This window comes from Caproicibacter fermentans (assembly GCF_014303955.1).
Taxonomy (GTDB): domain Bacteria; phylum Bacillota; class Clostridia; order Oscillospirales; family Acutalibacteraceae; genus Caproicibacter; species Caproicibacter fermentans.
Map to the genome: position 1 here is coordinate 44,376 of NZ_CP060286.1, position 17,813 is coordinate 62,188.

20 protein-coding genes are annotated in these 17,813 nt (G+C 50.1%); 11 read left to right on the forward strand and 9 right to left on the reverse strand.

Annotation, left to right across the window (positions count from 1 at the left end):
- The first annotated feature begins 7 nt into the window (after positions 1-7).
- Positions 8-1,525, forward strand: coding sequence for an FGGY-family carbohydrate kinase (locus tag HCR03_RS00220; RefSeq protein ID WP_066649188.1), 1,518 nt, complete (start codon positions 8-10; stop codon positions 1,523-1,525).
- A gap of 28 nt (positions 1,526-1,553) precedes the next feature.
- Here HCR03_RS00220 and HCR03_RS20425 read toward each other — a convergent pair whose 3' ends face one another.
- The 3 genes from HCR03_RS20425 to HCR03_RS00230 are packed head-to-tail and all read right to left on the reverse strand — an operon-like array spanning position 1,554 to position 2,507.
- Positions 1,554-1,763 carry a hypothetical protein gene (locus HCR03_RS20425; RefSeq protein WP_407926825.1) on the reverse strand — a complete coding sequence of 70 codons (210 nt, stop codon included), beginning with the start codon at positions 1,761-1,763 and terminating at the stop codon, positions 1,554-1,556.
- Positions 1,691-2,239, reverse strand: a complete 549-nt coding sequence (locus HCR03_RS00225; protein WP_407926826.1) for a response regulator transcription factor — start codon at positions 2,237-2,239, stop codon at positions 1,691-1,693. Before HCR03_RS00225 ends, HCR03_RS20425 begins: the two co-directional genes overlap by 73 nt.
- A 52-nt stretch (positions 2,240-2,291) precedes the next feature.
- Complete coding sequence (locus tag HCR03_RS00230) at positions 2,292-2,507, reverse strand: hypothetical protein (RefSeq protein WP_139104144.1); 216 nt, start codon at positions 2,505-2,507, stop codon at positions 2,292-2,294.
- Between the two features lie 221 nt (positions 2,508-2,728).
- Here HCR03_RS00230 and HCR03_RS00235 point away from each other — a divergent pair, with 221 nt between their 5' ends.
- The 10 genes from HCR03_RS00235 to HCR03_RS00280 all read left to right on the forward strand — a co-directional run bounded on the left by HCR03_RS00235 (position 2,729) and on the right by HCR03_RS00280 (position 12,026).
- Positions 2,729-3,175 carry a cell wall hydrolase gene (locus tag HCR03_RS00235; RefSeq protein WP_066649186.1) on the forward strand — a complete coding sequence of 149 codons (447 nt, stop codon included), beginning with the start codon at positions 2,729-2,731 and terminating at the stop codon, positions 3,173-3,175.
- Positions 3,176-3,186: 11 nt separating this feature from the next.
- Entirely contained in the window at positions 3,187-3,732 is a 546-nt protein-coding gene (locus HCR03_RS00240) for a hypothetical protein (RefSeq protein ID WP_228725039.1), read from the forward strand.
- Between the two features lie 362 nt (positions 3,733-4,094).
- Entirely contained in the window at positions 4,095-5,315 is a 1,221-nt protein-coding gene (locus HCR03_RS00245; protein ID WP_187036089.1) for an ABC transporter substrate-binding protein, read from the forward strand.
- Between the two features lie 59 nt (positions 5,316-5,374).
- Positions 5,375-6,295: a branched-chain amino acid ABC transporter permease gene (locus tag HCR03_RS00250; RefSeq protein ID WP_066648998.1), complete on the forward strand. Its 921-nt coding sequence runs from the start codon at positions 5,375-5,377 to the stop codon at positions 6,293-6,295.
- Positions 6,296-6,304: 9 nt separating this feature from the next.
- Entirely contained in the window at positions 6,305-7,264 is a 960-nt protein-coding gene (locus HCR03_RS00255) for a branched-chain amino acid ABC transporter permease (RefSeq protein ID WP_139104143.1), read from the forward strand.
- Positions 7,251-8,024: an ABC transporter ATP-binding protein gene (locus tag HCR03_RS00260; RefSeq protein WP_066648996.1), complete on the forward strand. Its 774-nt coding sequence runs from the start codon at positions 7,251-7,253 to the stop codon at positions 8,022-8,024. The genes HCR03_RS00255 and HCR03_RS00260 overlap by 14 nt, the downstream gene beginning before the upstream one ends.
- A complete protein-coding gene (locus HCR03_RS00265) occupies positions 8,017-8,721 on the forward strand; it encodes an ABC transporter ATP-binding protein (protein ID WP_066648994.1) in 705 nt (234 codons plus the stop codon). Before HCR03_RS00260 ends, HCR03_RS00265 begins: the two co-directional genes overlap by 8 nt.
- Before the next feature lie 384 nt (positions 8,722-9,105).
- On the forward strand, positions 9,106-9,453 hold the full coding sequence (locus HCR03_RS00270; RefSeq protein ID WP_156990229.1) for a hypothetical protein: 348 nt from the start codon (positions 9,106-9,108) through the stop codon (positions 9,451-9,453).
- A 6-nt stretch (positions 9,454-9,459) separates the two neighbouring features.
- Positions 9,460-10,644 carry an iron-containing alcohol dehydrogenase gene (locus HCR03_RS19580; protein WP_187036091.1) on the forward strand — a complete coding sequence of 395 codons (1,185 nt, stop codon included), beginning with the start codon at positions 9,460-9,462 and terminating at the stop codon, positions 10,642-10,644.
- Positions 10,645-10,655: 11 nt separating this feature from the next.
- The gene (locus HCR03_RS00280) at positions 10,656-12,026 is read left to right on the forward strand and encodes an aldehyde dehydrogenase (RefSeq protein WP_228725227.1); all 1,371 of its coding nucleotides are present in this window, start codon (positions 10,656-10,658) and stop codon (positions 12,024-12,026) included.
- 53 nt (positions 12,027-12,079) lie between these two features.
- On the opposite strand, the gene HCR03_RS00285 is transcribed toward HCR03_RS00280, so the two are convergent.
- The 6 genes from HCR03_RS00285 to HCR03_RS20225 all read right to left on the reverse strand — a co-directional run bounded on the left by HCR03_RS00285 (position 12,080) and on the right by HCR03_RS20225 (position 17,625).
- Entirely contained in the window at positions 12,080-12,265 is a 186-nt protein-coding gene (locus HCR03_RS00285; protein ID WP_066648976.1) for a hypothetical protein, read from the reverse strand.
- A gap of 78 nt (positions 12,266-12,343) precedes the next feature.
- On the reverse strand, positions 12,344-12,775 hold the full coding sequence (locus HCR03_RS00290) for a DMT family transporter (protein ID WP_187036092.1): 432 nt from the start codon (positions 12,773-12,775) through the stop codon (positions 12,344-12,346).
- Positions 12,776-12,847: 72 nt separating this feature from the next.
- On the reverse strand, positions 12,848-13,570 hold the full coding sequence (locus HCR03_RS00295) for an amino acid ABC transporter ATP-binding protein (protein ID WP_187036095.1): 723 nt from the start codon (positions 13,568-13,570) through the stop codon (positions 12,848-12,850).
- 12 nt (positions 13,571-13,582) lie between these two features.
- Complete coding sequence (locus HCR03_RS00300) at positions 13,583-14,245, reverse strand: amino acid ABC transporter permease (protein WP_228725040.1); 663 nt, start codon at positions 14,243-14,245, stop codon at positions 13,583-13,585.
- A gap of 68 nt (positions 14,246-14,313) precedes the next feature.
- Positions 14,314-15,165, reverse strand: coding sequence for a transporter substrate-binding domain-containing protein (locus HCR03_RS00305; protein WP_166525092.1), 852 nt, complete (start codon positions 15,163-15,165; stop codon positions 14,314-14,316).
- A gap of 306 nt (positions 15,166-15,471) precedes the next feature.
- Positions 15,472-17,625 (reverse strand): KamA family radical SAM protein, encoded by a 2,154-nt coding sequence (locus tag HCR03_RS20225; protein ID WP_330601083.1) that lies wholly within the window; start codon positions 17,623-17,625, stop codon positions 15,472-15,474.
- Positions 17,626-17,813 lie beyond the last annotated feature (188 nt).

A 17,813-nucleotide genomic window follows, 5' to 3' on the forward strand; every position in this document is an offset into this window, starting at 1 on the left:
GGATAACATGGAATCACGCTATTTTATGGGGATCGATGTAGGCACAAATGAAACAAAGGGAGTCCTAATTGATTCTGGCTGCAATGTGGTCGCATATTCCGCAAAAAAACACGAAGTGGAAAATCCTCAGCCGAATTTTTTTGAGCAGGATGCAGAGAAGATATGGTGGGGGGATGTCTGTTCCGTCAGCAAAGCCCTTATCCGGGAATCCGGCGTCAGCCCGTCTCAAATTATCTGCATGGGGGTCAGTGCCCTTGGATGTGACTGTCTGCCTGTTGATCAGAACTGCACTCCTTTATGCAATGCAATCTTGTATGGGATCGATTCGAGAAGCTACCGGGAGATTGAATATCTGAATCGATATTATGGAGAAGAGGCGGCTCAGAGACTATATGGCCATCCCATATGTTCCTCTGACATTGCCCCCAAAATACTGTGGATAAAAAATCATCTTCCCGACGTTTATTCCCGAACATATAAATTTCTGACGGCGTCGTCCTATATTACTGCCAAATTGACCGGGCGCTATTGCATTGACAAATATCTGGCGGAGGATTTTGCACCTCTGTACGATTTAAAAGCAGACGCGGTGAGTGAAGAGAATTGTTCCCTTTACTGCGGGCCGAATCAATTGGCCGAGGTCATGCGAGCAACGGAAACGGCCGGTACCGTTACTGCGAAGGCATCAGCTGAAACGGGACTGAATGAGAACACCAAAGTTCTGGTAGGCACCGGCGATTCCGGCGCGGAAGCGATCAGTACCGGTATTTTTGAACCCGGTGATATCATGATTCAGCTTGGTTCTTCCTGCTATTTCATTTATTTGGCGGACAGGCTGATCCAGGACCGCAGAGTCTGGCCCGGCACGTTTATCATTCCGGATACGTACAGCGTGTGTGCGGGAACGAATACGGCGGGGACCTTGACAAAGTGGTTTCGCGATGAACTCTATTTTGATATGGTTGCCCGGGAAAAAGATGGAAAGAATGCTTTCGACTCCATGGCGGAAAGCGTTGAAACCATACCGGCAGGAAGCGACGGCTTAATAACCCTGCCCTATTTTGCGGGGGAAAGGACCCCCCTTAACGATCCATTTGCAAAAGGAGTCTTTTTTGGACTTAAGCTCGGCCATACGAGGGCACATCTTTATAAATCGGCTTTGGAGGGAATTGGGTATTCCATAGCCCAGCATTTTGACATTCTGGAAGAAAATAATTTACCCATTAAAAAGATAATGGCTGTGGGCGGCGGAACAAAAAATGAGCCGTGGCTTCACATCATTGCCGACATTCTGGGGCGAACCGTTTGCACTGCCAGGGTTTCGTTTGGGGCTTCCTACGGAGATGCGATTATGGCCGCCTTAGCCGGAGGGGCTTACCGCAGTTGGAGTGAAATGGAACATGTGATTCAGCCGGAACTGCTCATTGAACCCAACATGGAAAACCATGCCGTTTACCGGAAAAACCGGAAAATATTTGACGAGCTGTATCAAACGACAAAAGAGATGATGCACAGCCTGTCATAAGTCATGCAGTGGCTGTTTAAGGCAAAAATCATTCAACCGCTTCTATTGAATCCACAATATTCATTTTTGCGATTTTTTCCAGTGGAAAGCAAGTTACAGCTAAACAAGCTGCAATCGAAAGTACCGCCGCCTCTAAAATAGACAGAACTGGGACGGTGACAAATTCTAAGCCCCATACCGCGTCATAAATCCGTTCATGATCAAACACTTGACCGGCATTTGTGGAGAGCAATTCCACAATATCAAATTCTTTCTTGGAAAGGGCACTTGTACTCTGGCAATTTCGATTTCACGTTTTGAGTAATCTATTGTCATATCATCGAAAAATCGCAATTCAGATTGCCCTTGTTTCCGGTTTTCGCGCCTCAGATGGGCGGTCACTCTTGCCCCTAATTCATCAAGATCGAAAGGTTTTACAATATAATCATCCCCACCAACACCAAATCCTTTAATTTTATCACTTGTTTCAATACGAGCAGTCAAAAATAAAATAGGGCATGACAAATGCTCGCGGATACGCTGGCATACAGAAAGGCCGTCCATTTCAGGCATATTGATATCAAGCAGAATGATGTCAGGCTTGCAAACTACTTTTTGCAGCGCCTCTTTCCCGCTAAAGGCAGTGTAAACTTTATAGTCGGACATTTCAAAACAACTTTTCATCATAGCGACAATGCCTTTTTCATCGTCCACCAATAAAATTTTTTTATTCATAAGGTTACCCCTTTCATTTAATGGCTGAATTTAAAAGTTTACAAAGAAAATCTCAAATTTTTCTCAAGTAAACCGCTTCAGCCGTCTTTTGTTTGCGATGGCTTTCAAATGGCACCCGCAAATGAAGCCTTTCCCATATTTTATAACGCAGAGCGGCGGCAGAAATGCCGCCGCTCTGCGCCGTTGCTGTGGAAAAGATACTACCGGCTATGCCGTGGAGTTCAGAATAAACTCGGGTGTTTTTCCGGTATGCGATTCTTTTCATCATCTGAAAAATCCGCATGTTTGCATATGCCGCCCGGTACCGCGTGATTTCGGCTTTCTTTTCGGCAAGATAACCGTTGAACACGGTTCGGGCTTAGGCATGGCGGCGTTCAACGTGCGGTTTGATCTGGACGCAAAAACAGGATCGTCGAAATTTATTGTGTCCGAAGAAATCTCCAAACATATTATAGTATTGTCAATACAGAAATAGAAATGGGGATTACCATGCCATATAATGATAAGGAATTACTCGCAAGGCTGATTCAATGCGAAGCGGGCGGTGAAGGCGACAACGGTATGTACGGTGTTGCTTCTGTTCTTGTAAACAGGAGGAACGTCCCTTACGGGGAATTTTTTCGTGTGAGCAACGGAGGAAACATCAGGGCCATCATCGAACAGCCGGGGCAGTTTACCTGTATGAAAACAAGCGTTGGCGGCGCTTATAACCCGCAAAATGTTTACAATATGGATCCGGAAGAAATCCACTATGAAATAGCTGACTGGGCGCTTGCCAACAATACCTTTAATGCCGTCGGAAATTCTCTTTTTTATTATAACCCGTACAACCCAAATTGCACCAGCTATTTTCCGGCGGGCGGAGTTGGTATTATCTACACCAGAATTAATCATCATTGCTATTACGCTCCAACCCAAAAATATGCAAAGACATAAAGAGGTGAAATATGATGAATCCACAAATTCCCGGTTACAGCGCAGTGTATGCGAATCCGGGTGTGTGTTCCAATTGCCAGCAGACCGGAATGGGCGCGTACAATAACGCGATGACAATACAAATGCCCGGAAAAACGAAAGCCGATCCTTCTTCATCCATGGATACCTCCATGCAGGGAGCAGGCGCAGGCGGTTCCATGCAGACGGCCGTGATTCCTTCGGCAATGCAGCAGCCTGCGATTCAGGGCGCCGTAATGGGAACCGCAGGTGTCGGTCAAGCGTCAACACCGGCCACCGCTCAGCTGATGCCTATTACGGATATGACCCAATCGGCGCCGATGACGGCAGAAAGCATTGAATTTTTAAACGGCTTTTTAAGGACTCAGATTGGGAGAAGAGTTCGGGTCGAATTTTTAATCGGAACCAATACTTTTACCGATAAGGCCGGCTTATTGGTCGGAGTCGGAGCAAACTACATCCTGCTTCGAGAAGCAGAATCCGATGATATTTTGACATGCGACTTTTTCAATATTAAATTTGTAACTATATTTTACTAATCGGAGAAATGAGATTCCTCAGACAGGGGTCTCATTTTTTATGCGGAAAGCTTCTCCCTAAAGGCCGCTCCATCGCCGACTTATGAAAGTTAAAAAAAATATCATGCAATGACTAGAAAGAAATATGCCGGACTTAACTTTTTAATGTACATGATGGAATTATTTTGAAACTTAAAAAATATTATCTTACAGGATTGACAAATTAAAAAAAGCTGTGTATGATAATGAATCATAAATACTTTAGCTGTTTCAATCATTAAAAAATTAATATCATCGCTTTAACAAGGGTGTTTGAGCCAGCGGCAGCAAAGCTGGTTTCAACGCCCTGTTTTTATTATATTTTATTTTCAGGAGGTTTCGTTATGCACAAGAAGTTGGTTGCACTTGCATTAAGCGCTGCAATGGTAGCATCGTTTACCGGCTGCCAGAACGCATCGGGCAGTTCTTCCGCGGCGACATCGGCAGCGGCGTCATCCGCAGCAAGCGGTTCCGCATCATCCGGCTCATCCGGCGCGGCTCTTTCCGGCGAGGTGAAAATCGGTGCCGTCATGCCGCTGACAGGTTCCGTTGCGGCGTTCGGCCAGTCCGGACAGAAAGCTCTGCAGCTTCTCGAAGACCAGGTGAACGCGGACGGCGGGATCAATGGGCAGAAGCTCACGTTCGTTTTTGTCGACGACGAGGGGAAACCCGCCACCGCGGCAACCGTCGGTAAAAAGCTGATCGACAACGACAAGGTAGTGGCGATTGTAGGACCCTTGACCAGCAACTGCGCGCTTTCTCTGGCGCCGATTGCTCAGCAGTACAAAATTCCAATGGTGACCGGTACCGGCACAAACGAAAAAGTGACAAAAGTCGGCGATTTTATTTTCCGCACCTGCTTTATCGATCCGTTCCAGGGCAAGGTGGTCGCGAAGCTCGCAAGCAGCGATCTGAAAGCCCAAACCGCCGCCATGCTGTATGACAACGGTAACGACTATTCCAAGGGCCTGGCACAGAATTTCCAAAAGAGCTTTGAAGCGAACGGAGGAAAAGTCGTTTCTTCCGAGACGTATCTGACGGGCGACAAAGATTTTAACGCTCAGCTGACCAAAATTGCCGCGACGAATCCGGATGTCCTGTTCCTGCCGGATTACTATTCCACAGTTGCCGTGATCGCGAAGCAGGCGCGCAGTGCCGGCATCAAGGCGACTTTCCTGGGCGGCGACGGCTGGGATTCGGCGGATCTGTTCAAAATCGGCGGAGACGCGGTCAACGGCGCGTATTTCTCCAACCATTATTCTCCGGACGATACCTCTGCGGAGGTTGTGCAGTTCATCAAGGATTTCAAATCGAAATATAATACCACGGATGCTCCGGACGCGATGGCGGCGTTGAATTACGACGCGGGGAAAGTCCTCGTTCAGTCAATTCAAAAAGCAGGATCCACCGACTCCGCTGCCATTCAGTCAGCTCTGAAAGCATATGACGGCACCGTTGTTTCCGGCCATATCAAATTTGACGAAAACCGCGACGCGATCAAGTCCGCTGTTATCATCAAGACGGACGGCGGGAAGGAGACCTTCTACACCAAGGTTGAACCGTAAGCTTCATTAACTGGGCTTTTGATGAGTCGGACAGAGCATACTTCCCCGCCCGGGGGAGTATGCTCCTGATTCATAAAGCTAAGGGGGAAAACAAATTGTCTCTGATCGAATTCCTGCAGCAGCTGATCAACGGCGTGTCCCTGGGAAGCGTCTATGCTTTGATTGCGTTGGGATACACAATGGTTTACGGAATTATCGGACTGATTAACTTTGCACACTGCGATATTTATATGGTGGGGGCATACATTGGCTTTTTTGTCGCGACCTACGCGCGTCTGCCGTTTATTCCGGCGCTGCTGATTGCAATGCTCGGCTCGGCTTTGCTGGGCGTTGTGATTGAGAGAGTGGCGTATAAGCCGCTGCGCAGAACCACTAATATCAATTTGCTGATCACGGCGATCGGCGTTTCGCTTTTGCTGGAAAACGGGTTTAACGCCATGTTCGGCGGCAACCCCAGAACTTATCCGGGCGATATCTTGAAGCAGCAGACGGTCATGTTCGGCCCGATCCGCTCGGACGCTCTGCATCTGATCATTCTGGGGATTTCCCTGCTTTTGCTGGTCCTTTTGAATCTTTTTGTAAATCACACAAAAATGGGAAGAGCCATGCGGGCCACTTCGCTGGATAAGGACGCCGCGGCTCTCATGGGAATCAATGTAAACACCACCATTTCAATGACCTTCGCGATTGGGTCGGCGCTGGCAGGCGCGGCCGGAATGCTGGTTGCCATCTTGTATTCCAGCCTGGACCCTTACATGGGCATGATGCCGGGAATTAAATCGTTTGTCGCTGCGGTTCTCGGCGGAATCGGATTAATCCCCGGCGCGTTTGTCGGCGGAATTATTCTTGGTGTTGTGGAAACGTTCATGGCGGCCATCAATTCCAAAATTGCCGGCGCCGTTGCGTTTGTGATTCTGATCGTCATTCTGATCATCAAGCCGACCGGCCTTTTGGGCAAGGCGGTAAAAGAGAAAGTGTAGGTGGCCGGTTTGAAATCTTATATAAAACGCGGTGTGATTTTTCTGGCCGCTTCTCTGGTTGTATTCTGCGTGTTGTTCGTCCTGATTCAAACGGATGTTATCAATGCCTATTATTCGCAGATCCTGATGGTCATCTGTATCAATATCATTCTTGCGCTGAGCACCAACCTCATCATTAACTATACCGGGCAGCTGACGCTTGGCCATTCGGCCTTTATGGCCATCGGCGCTTACGCGTCGGCTTTTATCCAGATGAATACAGGGCTGCCGTTCTTTTTGTCGCTGCTCTGCGGAAGCGTCGTCGCGGCTGTTTTCGGCTTTCTGATCGGTCTTCCCACCTTGAGGCTGAAAGGGGATTACCTTGCCATTACAACGCTGGGCTTCTGCCAGATCGTTGTTGTGGCCATCCAGAACATCGACGCGCTCGGAGGGGCGCAGGGCCTTGCGGGGATTCCGCCGAAGACGACGTTTGCCTGGGTGTTTTTTTCCATGATCGCCACCATTGCGATTCTCTATAATATTGTTCATGCCAATCAGGGCCGCGCGATGATCTCCGTACGGGAGGATGAAATTGCCGCGGAGGCAATGGGCATCGATACAACCAGATATAAAATCATGTCGTTTACAACCGGAGCTTTTTTTGCCGGGTACGCGGGCGGGCTCTACGCGTTCCTGATGATGTTTATCGACCCGAACAGCTTTAATTTTCTGAAGTCCATCGACTTTGTCATCTATGTTGTTCTTGGCGGCACGGGCGGTTTCGTCGGGTGCATTGCTTCCACCAGCATCCTGACGCTGCTGCCGGAAGTGCTTCGGTTCCTGGGCGATCTGAGAATGGTAATTTATCCGCTGCTGTTGATTGTCATTATGATTCTCAGAGTCAAGAATATCCGTGTGACCAGTTTTCTGCGCAGAAAATCCGGTGCGGCGAAACCGAAAGAGAGGGGTGAAGACCATGCCGCTGCTTGATATAGAAAATATTACCATCAAATTCGGCGGTTTAACGGCGGTTTCGGATTTTTCCATTTCCATGGAGGAAAACGATCTTTTCGGTTTAATCGGGCCAAACGGCGCGGGTAAAACAACCGTTTTTAATATGCTGACCGGGGTTTACGCGCCTACAAGCGGAAAAATTGTCTTTAATGGGGAAAGCATTCAGGGAATACAGCCTCATCAGATTACAAAAAAGAAAATATCCAGGACCTTCCAGAACATCCGCCTGATGAAGAACCTGAGCGTGATGGATAATATCAAGGTTTCTTATGCGTATCAGGCACATTATTCACTGGTTTCCTCCATCTTTCGCCTGCCTTCTTATTTCAGGCAGGAAGAAGAGATCGAAAAAAAATCGCTGGATCTGCTGAAAATATTCGGCCTGCTGGAATTGAAGAATGAAAAAGCCTGCAACCTGCCTTACGGGCAGCAAAGACGTCTGGAGATTGCCCGCGCGCTTGCGACTCAGCCGAAGCTGCTGCTGCTGGATGAACCGGCGGCCGGAATGAATCCGCAGGAGACGCAGAACCTGATGGATCTGATCCAGTGGATCCGCCGGGAATTCAAAATTGCAATTCTGCTGATTGAGCATGATATGAAACTGGTTATGGGAGTATGCGAAAACATCGTTGTGCTGGATTACGGAAAAATCATCGCTCAGGGGCCTCCGGATGAAATTAAGACCAACAAAAAAGTCATTGAGGCGTATCTGGGAGAGGAGGCCGCCGATGCTTAAAATTCAGAACCTGAACGTCTATTACGATGCGATTCACGCGCTGACGGATATTAATATTGAAGTAAAAGAGGGCGAAATCGTCACATTGATCGGTGCGAACGGCGCTGGAAAAACCTCGACGCTTCGGGCGATTTCCGGTCTTGTTCCGGCGAAAAGCGGAACGATTACCTTTGAAGATAAAAAACTGAACGGGTATCCCGCGTACAAAATACCTTATCTCGGAATTTCTCATGTGCCGGAGGGCCGCCGTATTTTCTCGAACCTCACGGTGATGGAAAACCTGCAGCTGGGGGCCTACTGCCGGAAAGACGATGCCGGAATCAAAAAAGATTTTGAAATGGTTTACGCCAAATTTCCAAGGCTGAAAGAACGCATGAAGCAGCGCGGCGGGACTTTGAGCGGCGGAGAGCAGCAGATGCTCGCCATGGGACGGGCGCTGATGGCAAGGCCGAAAATTCTTCTGCTGGACGAACCTTCCATGGGTCTCGCTCCGATTATCGTTCAGGAGATCTTTCATATTATCAAAGAAATCAACGGTTCAGGAACTACCATCCTGCTGGTCGAGCAGAACGCGAACATGGCGCTTTCCATCGCAAACCGCGCCTACGTGATTGAGACGGGCAACATCGTTCTGGAAGGCAAGGCTTCCGACCTATTGCAGGATGATTCTGTAAAGCAGGCTTATCTGGGGGGGTAATCCGGACCCATAGGAAAACAAACGATATGCATGGAATGAAACCGTTTTCGTTAAGAAAGCGGTTTTTGCATGCCGAAATGAATTCACTCTTGTAATTACCTGATATCGGCACTATAATAGTTACAAAATCTGCCATATAATTTCTGAAACGACGTGTACCAATTCGTAAAACGAGATTTATCCGCGAATTGTAATCCGGCGGACAAAGGAGGGTGTTTTAACACGACTTCAATCAGAGTTCGGCAAAAATTAAAACTTGCCGCCAAACGCCTGGCCGCACGCGTAGTCCTTTTCTTTTTGGGACGTGCTTTTCAGGTGCTATCCCGCCGCGACAAAACAGTGCGCGGGGAAATTAAAAGCTGGGAGCCGGGTTTTGTACTTTGCATGAAGGCTTCTTTCAACGGACCGTCCGTGACACTTGCCCGCGGGGACGATGGGATCCGTATGATAAAATCCTCCGGCAGGCCGCGGGCCGATATGACCGTCACGTTCCGCAGCATTGACGCGGCGTTCCTTGTCCTGAGCGGCAGAATCGGAGTCGCCCAGGCTTATGCTCAGCACAGGTTTTTACTCAGCGGCAGTATCTTTGACTGTATGACGCTGGTCCACTGCGTGGATGTGATCGAAGGGTATCTTTTTCCCAGATTTATCGCCGGCAAGATTCTTAAGAGGTTTCCACAGAAGGAATGTTCCACCGTTTTTGTCTATTGCCAAGCCCTGTTAGGAGGCTGATAGTAAATGCTGCCGGATTATTTTGAATTCTGCAATCCGCCTAAATTGCTGTCCGGTCAATTTGCATTGGAAAATATCCCGAGCGTTCTGACGGATCTGAGGGCGGAAAACCCCCTTTTGTTATCCGATTCCATGCTGGAAAAGATCGGAGTTCTCCGGACGGTCAGCGACGCGCTCCTTTCCGGCGGAATACCTCCGCGCGGATGTTTTACGGAAATTCCGCCAGACTCCTCCTCCGCCGTTGTCAACCGTGCCGCGGCGCTTTACAGAAGTCTTGGCTGCGACAGTTTGATTGCGGTGGGCGGCGGTTCCGTTCTGGACACGGCAAAAGGGGTTAAGCTTCTGATTTCCCAGGGAATCGACGATATTCTTTCTGCAATGGGGTGTGAAAACATAGACTGCGGCGCCCGTATCCCGTTTATTGCCGTGCCGACCACCGCGGGAACGGGATCGGAGGCCACTATGGTCGCAGTGATTCTCGATCCGGAAAAACAGATCAAAATGGAATTTATCTCCAGCCATCTTCTGCCGGACGCGGCGGTTCTGGACCCGAGAATGACGCTGACTCTGCCCGCGCGGATCACCGCTTCCACCGGAATGGACGCGCTGTGCCATGCGGTGGAGGCCTATACCTGCCTTCAGAAAAACCCGCTGAGCGACACGTTTGCGGTTTCGGCAATCACATTGATCAGGGACAGCCTGTCCGTTTCCGTCAGGAACGGGAAAGACCAAAAGGCGCGCTACGCAATGGCAAACGCGGCGTTTATGGCGGGCGCGGCCTTTTCGAATTCCATGGTCGGCATGATCCACGCAATCGGTCACGCGCTGGGGGGCGTCTGTCACGTACCCCATGGGGAAGCCATGACCATTCTGATGCCGATCTGCATGGAATATAATTTTGATAAAATCGGGGATCTTTACGGGGAGCTTCTTCTTCCGCTTGCGGGGCCGGAGGCTTTTGCAGGAACGCCGCAGGGGAAGAGAGGGCGCGAAACCATTTCCGTGATTCGCCGTATGACGGCGGAATATCATGATTTATGCGGACTTCCCATGTCGCTGCGGGAAACACCGGCCAAAAGGGAGGATTTTGTTTCGGTCGCGAAAACCGCCTTGAACGACGGGGCCATGATCGTCAATCCGAAGTATGTCGGAGAACAGGAGATACTGGAAATTCTGGAAAAAGCATTCTAAGGGAGGTGGTAATTACGGACCTTGTTACATTAACGCAGGCGCAGAGATCTTATTTTTTAACGGACGAGACAAAGCCTGTTGAGCGCCGGATGGAGATGCTGAACATTCTGAAATCCGGAATTCTAAAAAGAGAAAAAGACATTTACGCTGCGCTGAAAGCCGATTTGAACAAGTCGGAATTTGAAAGCTATATGACGGAAGTCGGCATGGTCCTGGATGAGCTGCGTTTCATCACAAAACATTTGCGCGGCTGGGCGCGCCCCAGGAGGGTGCCGACGCCGCTGGCACAGTTCCATTCCAGAAGTTTTCAGATTCCGGAGCCCTACGGTGTCGTGCTGATCATGTCCCCGTGGAATTATCCGTTCCAGCTCAGTCTGGAGCCGCTGATCGGGGCGATCGCCGCGGGGAACTGCGCGATTGTCAAGCCGTCGGCGTATGCTCCCCGCACTTCGCAGGTGATTGCGGAGCTGATCGCCGACTGCTTTTCCCCGGAATATGTTTCCGTTGTGCAGGGAGGCCGTCAAGAGAATCAGGACCTTTTAAAGCAGAGATTCGACTATATTTTCTTTACCGGGAGCGTCGCGGTCGGAAAACAGGTAATGGAAAGCGCGTCGCGCTTCCTGACCCCGGTCAGCCTGGAGCTCGGCGGGAAAAGCCCCTGCATCGTCGACCCGACCGCGAACCTGAAAATTGCCGCGAGAAGGGTCGCGTTCGGAAAGTTCCTGAACGCGGGGCAGACCTGCGTGGCGCCGGATTATCTCCTGATTCAGCGGGCGGTGAAAGACGAGTTCCTGCACGATCTGATTGACGAAATCAAGGGCTTTTACGGTGACTCTCCGCTGGACAACGACAGCTATCCCAAAATTATCAATGAGAAGCACTTTACCCGGCTGAAAAACCTGATGGAGGGAGAGAGTGTTGTCACCGGGGGGCGGACAAACGATAAAGGACAAATTGCGCCCACCATTCTGGACGGAGTCACCGCGCAGTCGCCCGTGATGCGGGAAGAAATTTTCGGGCCGGTTCTGCCGGTGCTCGTCTACGACGATATAACGGAAGCAATCGATTTTATCAGACAGAGGGAAAAGCCCCTTGCACTTTATCTTTTTACAAAAGACAGAAAAACGCAGAACCGGGTGCTCGGTTCTCTCTCTTTCGGCGGCGGCTGTGTAAACGATACCATCATTCATTTGGCAACCTCCCATATGGGATTCGGCGGAGTCGGAAACAGCGGGATGGGAAGCTACCACGGAAAGGCGAGCTTCGATACGTTCAGCCACTATAAAAGTATCGTCAAAAAATCATACTGGATCGATCTGCCGTTTCGGTATCCTCCGCACACAGCGTTTAAGGCGAGACTGATTCGCATGTTTTTACATTGACAGGACAGAGATAAAACAGCACCGCGCGGCGTTCCGAACCGCGCGGTGCTGTTTTATCTCTGTCCGTTGGAGGTTGCTTCATCATCGTCCGTCACCGGCGTCTTTCCTCCATTCAGCCAGTGAGCGCGTTCCGCGGCCTCCTCGGGCGTATACCATACGCTTTCGGCCCGCCATTCTCCCTCTTCTGTAAAATCTCCGACGGACCATTGTCCGGGCTCCGTCTTTATATAGGAATACATATCGAAACCAATCCTCTCCAATTATCCGGAAAAATTCATATCGGCCGGGGGAAAACAGCATTCGATCACAAGGCTGCATTAATTTTTCCACTTAAAAAGCAGAACGCCGCCGATCATCAGCACGACTCCCGCGAATTTCTGCCAGCAAAAAGCAATGCGGTCCGTGTCGAACCAGCCGCAGCCGTCGATGAGCGCGGCTACAACAAGCTGCGAAATCAGAATAATGGAAATTGCAACGGTCGGTCCCAGTCCTTTGATTGAGAGCATCACGGTAATCGTTATGACAATCCCGAGAAAACCGCCGAGCAGGTAGATTTTGTTAATGCCGCCCAGTTCCGCAAAATTCCCTTTTCCAAGGAACAGCAGGACAAGAAGGGACAGCAGAAACGCAATTCCCTGTACCAGAACATTTGATTCATAAAGGCCGATACGGTCGCTCAGGCGAGTATTCATAACCCCCTGAACGCTCATTGCGGCGCCCGCAAGGATGCTGAAAAGAACAGCCACCACGTGAGAAACCTCCCAGACGATATTGCTATTATCCTTTCCTCAATCGAGCGCCGCATACCTATAAAGACCTCATCACAGGATTCTGCTGAGAAATTCCTGCGTCATCTGTTCCTGCGGGTGGTCAAAAATCTCATCGGGGGTGCCGGATTCAATCAGACGTCCCCGGTCCATATAAACAACTTTGTCGGCAACCTCGCGGGCAAAGCGCATTTCGTGCGTGACGACCATCATCGTCATGCCGTCGCCGGCCAGGTTTTTCATCACCTCGAGAACATCGACGACAAGCTCCGGGTCCAGCGCGGACGTGGGCTCGTCAAACAGCATGATTTTAGGCTGCATGACAAGCGCGCGGGCGATGGCGACCCTTTGCTTCTGCCCGCCGGAAATCATCGCGGGGTAAGTGTCCGCTTTGTCCAGCAGGCCAACCTTGTCCAGCATGCTTTTTCCCAATTCAACCGCCCTGCTCTTCGGTATTTTTTTTACCTGTGTCAGTCCTTCGATCACGTTATTCATGACCGTCATGTGCGGGAACAGATTAAAATGCTGAAATACCATTCCAACCTCCTGGCGCATCAAATTCAGCTTTTTGCTTTTCTGCGTATAGACTTTTCCGTCGATCGAAATGGTGCCCCGCTGTGCTTTTTCCAGAAAATTGACGCAGCGGAGGAGGGTGCTTTTTCCGGAGCCGCTGGGGCCGATGATGACCACCACTTCGCTCGGGTCCACATTCAGGCTGATATTGTCCAGAACCTGATTTTTTCCGAACCATTTGCTCAGATTTTCAATTTTTATCATATGGAACCCTCCTTACGCCTGACGGCTGCTGGTTTTTAAAGCGTGTTCGATCAGGCCGGTAATAATCGTTAAGACGGAGGTCATTACCAGATAGAAAACGGCCGCGACCGAAAGCGATTCCATCAGCTTGAAGTTCGCGGACCCGATTTGCTTCGCTTTCAGCAGCAGCTCCGGGACGGCGATGGAACTGGCGAGGGAGGAATCCTTCAGCGCGATGATGAACTGATTGCTCAGGGAAGGCAGAGCTCGTTTAAAGGCCTGGGGGAAAATAATGCGCCGCATGACCTTCCGTCTGGTCATCCCAAGCGAAACCCCGGCTTCCGTCTGGCCGCGGTCCACCGACTGGATCGCCCCGCGGAAAATTTCCGCGATGTACGCGCCGTTGTGAACACCCAGTGCGACAAAAGCGGCGGGGAGGTTATCCATTTTCACAACGCCGACAAGACCGTAATAAATCAGCAGGAGCTGCAAAAGCAGGGGAGTGCCTCGGATCACCCAGATATAGGCTTTTGCCGGGATGGTCAGCGCCCGGTATTTTGAAATACGCATCAGGGCAAAAAACAGCCCGAGCAGAATCCCGATGAGGATTCCGAATGTTGTAACCTTTAATGTCATCACAGAGGCCGGGACAAAGACTCTGAAATATTTCGTAATATATGTAATCCATTCGTTCAAATAAAACTCACCTTCCACGGCGATAGGGCCCGTTCACGGACCCTGTCGTGTCTCTCTCGTTTTTGGACCTACTGAACCGTAATGTCCGCGCCGCCCTGCCATTTTTTGCTGATTTGCGTCAGTGTTCCGTCGTCGTGCATGGCCTGAACGATTTCGTTCAGCTTGTTTAACAGGGACGTGTCGTTTTGATTCACTGCGATTCCCATTTTTTCAACGCGCATAACTTTGCCAAGCAGTTGAAACCGGTCGCCTTCCTTCATTTTGCGTTTGGCTTCCAGCGCCACCAGCCGGTCGGTAATGACTCCGTCAACCCGACCGCTGATTAGCTCCAGCATCGTCGAATTGTCGTCATCGTAAAGAGCACTCTCCGCGCCCAGGGCGTTTACATCCTGCTCGAAATTTGTGCCGGTCGCGACGGCGATTTTCTTACCTTTCAGTTGATTGGGATCGGTGAAGCCTGAATCGCTTCTTACCACTAATTGAGCCCCCGAATAATAGTACGGAGTCGTAAAATTGACGGACTGGAGCCGCTCCTCCGTGATCGCCATGCTTCCAAGGATCGCATCGTATCGACTGTTGCGCAGCCCTTCGATCAGACCGGACCACTCACTGGTAACGTAATTCAGTTTGACGCCCATCCTCTTGGCGATTTCTTGCCCAACGTCCACATCAAAGCCGATGACATTGCCGCTGTCATCTATGTAATTAAAGGGCGGGTAACCGCCGCTGCCGACCACCGTTAGCTTGCCTGCGTCTAATACGCGCTGAAGACTGGTGTCGCCGCTTTTCGGCGCACTGGCCTGGCTTCCGGATGTGTTGACGGCCGACTGGCCGTCCTGCATTCCGCTAGAGGGAGAACATGCGGACAACAGCATGCATACCGAAAGAGCAGCTGCGATCATCCGGCCAATTCTTTTCATAATCATTTTGGTCTCCTTTCAAATAGCAACTTACAATTTTTAATTTTGTTGTGAGTTGTAGCATCTATTAAAAATATAGTTCCAATTCATTCTTTAAGAACTAATTGGAAAATAATAACAGGCAACTTACATATTCTGTAAAGTTGTCTGTTATTATAACGGATTTTTATCCATATGTCAAATTCGCTGTGATCGGTTCCCTGCTGTATCAGGTCCGGCAAGAGATTGTTTCCGGGAGATGACGCAGGCAGCGACAAAAATCGTACCTCGGTGCGCAGATGATTATACTGCGCTCTGGAACCGGTCTTAGAGAAGAGGATTCGGATAGCGGTATTGCTTCCCTTCAAAATTTTCCATGACGGTTTCCCGGTTGTCCATATGAAGGATGTAGTCCATGGAAACGGGGGTTTTTCCTCCGCCCCCGGGCAGATCGATCACAAACTCCGGTACGGCGAAACCGGAAATATTACCGCGGATTTGCTTCATTATCTCAATGCCTTCCGCAACCGGAGTTCGAAAATGGCCGATGCCGCTGGAAAGGTCGCACTGATACAGGTAGTAGGGGCGAACGCGGATTTGAACCAGCCCGGTAAACAGCCTGATCAGGGTGTCCCGCCGGTCGTTAACGCCGCGAAGCAGAACGCTCTGGTTTCCCAGGGGAATGCCGGCGTCCACAATTTTTTCGCAGGCCCGCGCGGAATCGGGCGTAATTTCGTCCGGATGGTTGAAGTGAGTATTGATCCAGATCGGCTGGTACTTCTTCAGCATGGAAAGCAGATGGTCGGTAATCCGCATCGGCAGTACCACGGGAGTCCTGGTTCCGATGCGGATGATTTCCACATGAGGAATGGAACGAAGCCTCTGAATGACTTTTTCCAGCCACTCATCCGATAATACAAACGGATCGCCGCCGGAAAGAAGAACATCCCGAACCTCCTGATGCCGCTCTATGTAGCCGAACGCCTTGTCGAGATCATCGGCGCCCAGAGAAAAATCTTCGCATCCGACCATTCTGCGCCGGGTGCAGTGCCGGCAGTACATGGAGCATTGATGGGTCAGAAGGAACAGAACTCTGTCCGGATAGCGGTGCACCAGCCCGTTTTCGGGGGAATAGCGGTCTTCACACAGGGGATCCGTCTGGTCGCAGGGATCAACCTGAAGCTCGCGGATGGACGGAACCGCCTGCTTTCGAATCGGACTGTCCGGCTGGTTCGGATCAATCAGGGAGGCGTAATAAGGTGTGATCGCCATACGGAAGCGCCGAAGGCATTGTTCGATTTCAGCCTGTTCTTTGTCGGGAAGGGGAACGACCTTTGCAAGCTGTTCCGCGGTTGTGATTCTGTTGTGCATCTGCCATTTCCAGTCGTTCCACTGTTCAGCCGCAACCCCCGACCAGGGCCCGGCGTTATGATAACTGTTTATGGAAGATCCCCTCGATTCAGAGCGACCGGGTTCATCCCGTATCGCACAAGCGCGCTGTTCAGAACGCTCAAAATCAAGGTCCTGTAATCCATGCCGCAAAACTCCGCCAGCATGGGGTAGTCGCTGTAATTGGGGGCCAGACCGGGCAGAGGGGTTGATTTCGATAAAATAGAGAGTTTCATCCTCTGAAAGGCGGAAATCGATCCGTGAAAAATCCCTGCATTCCAGCGCTTGATAGATTTCTTTTGCCGTTTTTTTCATGAACTCGCATAATTCCGGGTCAAGACTGGCCGGGCATTGGTATTTGACATAATGCCGATAGTTTTTTTTGATCCTGTAACTGTAAATCCGGTTCCCAATCCCTTGCTGAAGATAGCAGATTTCCATCGGTTCAAACACGGTCAGCCGGTCTTCGTTGCCTAAAATGCCAACCGTGAATTCACGCCCGGGGATGTACTCCTCCAAAAGCATGGGTTCATCGTAAAGGCTGAAATTCCTTGCAAGGACTCCGTCTAATTGTTCCTCGTTTTCCACCACGGCAAGCTCGGTGATTCCCTTGCCGGAGCCTTCGGAATCCGGCTTGACGATCAGCGGAAACCGGAGGGAAGCGTTTCGCCGAGCCTGCGGGTTTTTCAGATACTGATAATGGGGGGTTGTAATCTGATAGGTCGAAAGATATCGCTTGGCAAGCGCTTTGTCCAGCGATACGGCAAGCGTCGTTTCATCCGAGCCGGAGAAGGGAATGCCCAAAAAACTCAAAATGGCAGGGATCTGCGATTCCCTGCCTCTGCCCTGGGTGCCTTCGGCGATGTTGAAAACAAGATCGACCCCGGCGCTTTTTACTTTTTCAATAAATTCAGAGTCGGCTTCTAAAAGCTCTGCGCGAAGTCCCGCAGATTCCAGCGCTTCCCGTATGGCTTTGATCGTTTCGAAAGAGTCGTATTCCGCCTCCATGTCTTCGGCCCCAGATGAAGAACCCTTTTGCAGATTATAAGCAATTCCGATTTTTAACGGGGGAGGAAAGCTGTCATTTTCCATTCAAAACACTCTCGTTTTCTTTATAAATTTTGAGAGAACCACCGTTTATTTTTGCTTGCTTCATTATAGCAAAATGGATGTAAAAGAAAATCTTGAAAAATCGCCGTTTCTTCACAAATGCGGCAATGTGGAATCGTTTTTCTCAAATATCCGGCTGGCCCTGTTACTTTCGAAAAATGTCTGGGTCA

Bases quoted from the DNA above. Each gene is read 5' to 3' on its own strand.
- HCR03_RS00220 (WP_066649188.1), top strand. From the start codon at position 8: ATGGAATCACGCTATTTTATGGGGATCGATGTAGGCACAAATGAAACA.
- HCR03_RS00225 (WP_407926826.1), bottom strand. From the start codon at position 2,239: ATGAATAAAAAAATTTTATTGGTGGACGATGAAAAAGGCATTGTCGCT.
- HCR03_RS00230 (WP_139104144.1), bottom strand. From the start codon at position 2,507: ATGATGAAAAGAATCGCATACCGGAAAAACACCCGAGTTTATTCTGAA.
- HCR03_RS00235 (WP_066649186.1), top strand. From the start codon at position 2,729: ATGCCATATAATGATAAGGAATTACTCGCAAGGCTGATTCAATGCGAA.
- HCR03_RS00240 (WP_228725039.1), top strand. From the start codon at position 3,187: ATGATGAATCCACAAATTCCCGGTTACAGCGCAGTGTATGCGAATCCG.
- HCR03_RS00245 (WP_187036089.1), top strand. From the start codon at position 4,095: ATGCACAAGAAGTTGGTTGCACTTGCATTAAGCGCTGCAATGGTAGCA.
- HCR03_RS00250 (WP_066648998.1), top strand. From the start codon at position 5,375: ATGCTCCTGATTCATAAAGCTAAGGGGGAAAACAAATTGTCTCTGATC.
- HCR03_RS00260 (WP_066648996.1), top strand. From the start codon at position 7,251: ATGCCGCTGCTTGATATAGAAAATATTACCATCAAATTCGGCGGTTTA.
- HCR03_RS00265 (WP_066648994.1), top strand. From the start codon at position 8,017: ATGCTTAAAATTCAGAACCTGAACGTCTATTACGATGCGATTCACGCG.
- HCR03_RS00270 (WP_156990229.1), top strand. From the start codon at position 9,106: ATGAAGGCTTCTTTCAACGGACCGTCCGTGACACTTGCCCGCGGGGAC.
- HCR03_RS19580 (WP_187036091.1), top strand. From the start codon at position 9,460: ATGCTGCCGGATTATTTTGAATTCTGCAATCCGCCTAAATTGCTGTCC.
- HCR03_RS00285 (WP_066648976.1), bottom strand. From the start codon at position 12,265: ATGTATTCCTATATAAAGACGGAGCCCGGACAATGGTCCGTCGGAGAT.
- HCR03_RS00295 (WP_187036095.1), bottom strand. From the start codon at position 13,570: ATGATAAAAATTGAAAATCTGAGCAAATGGTTCGGAAAAAATCAGGTT.
- HCR03_RS00305 (WP_166525092.1), bottom strand. From the start codon at position 15,165: ATGAAAAGAATTGGCCGGATGATCGCAGCTGCTCTTTCGGTATGCATG.
- HCR03_RS20225 (WP_330601083.1), bottom strand. From the start codon at position 17,625: ATGGAAAATGACAGCTTTCCTCCCCCGTTAAAAATCGGAATTGCTTAT.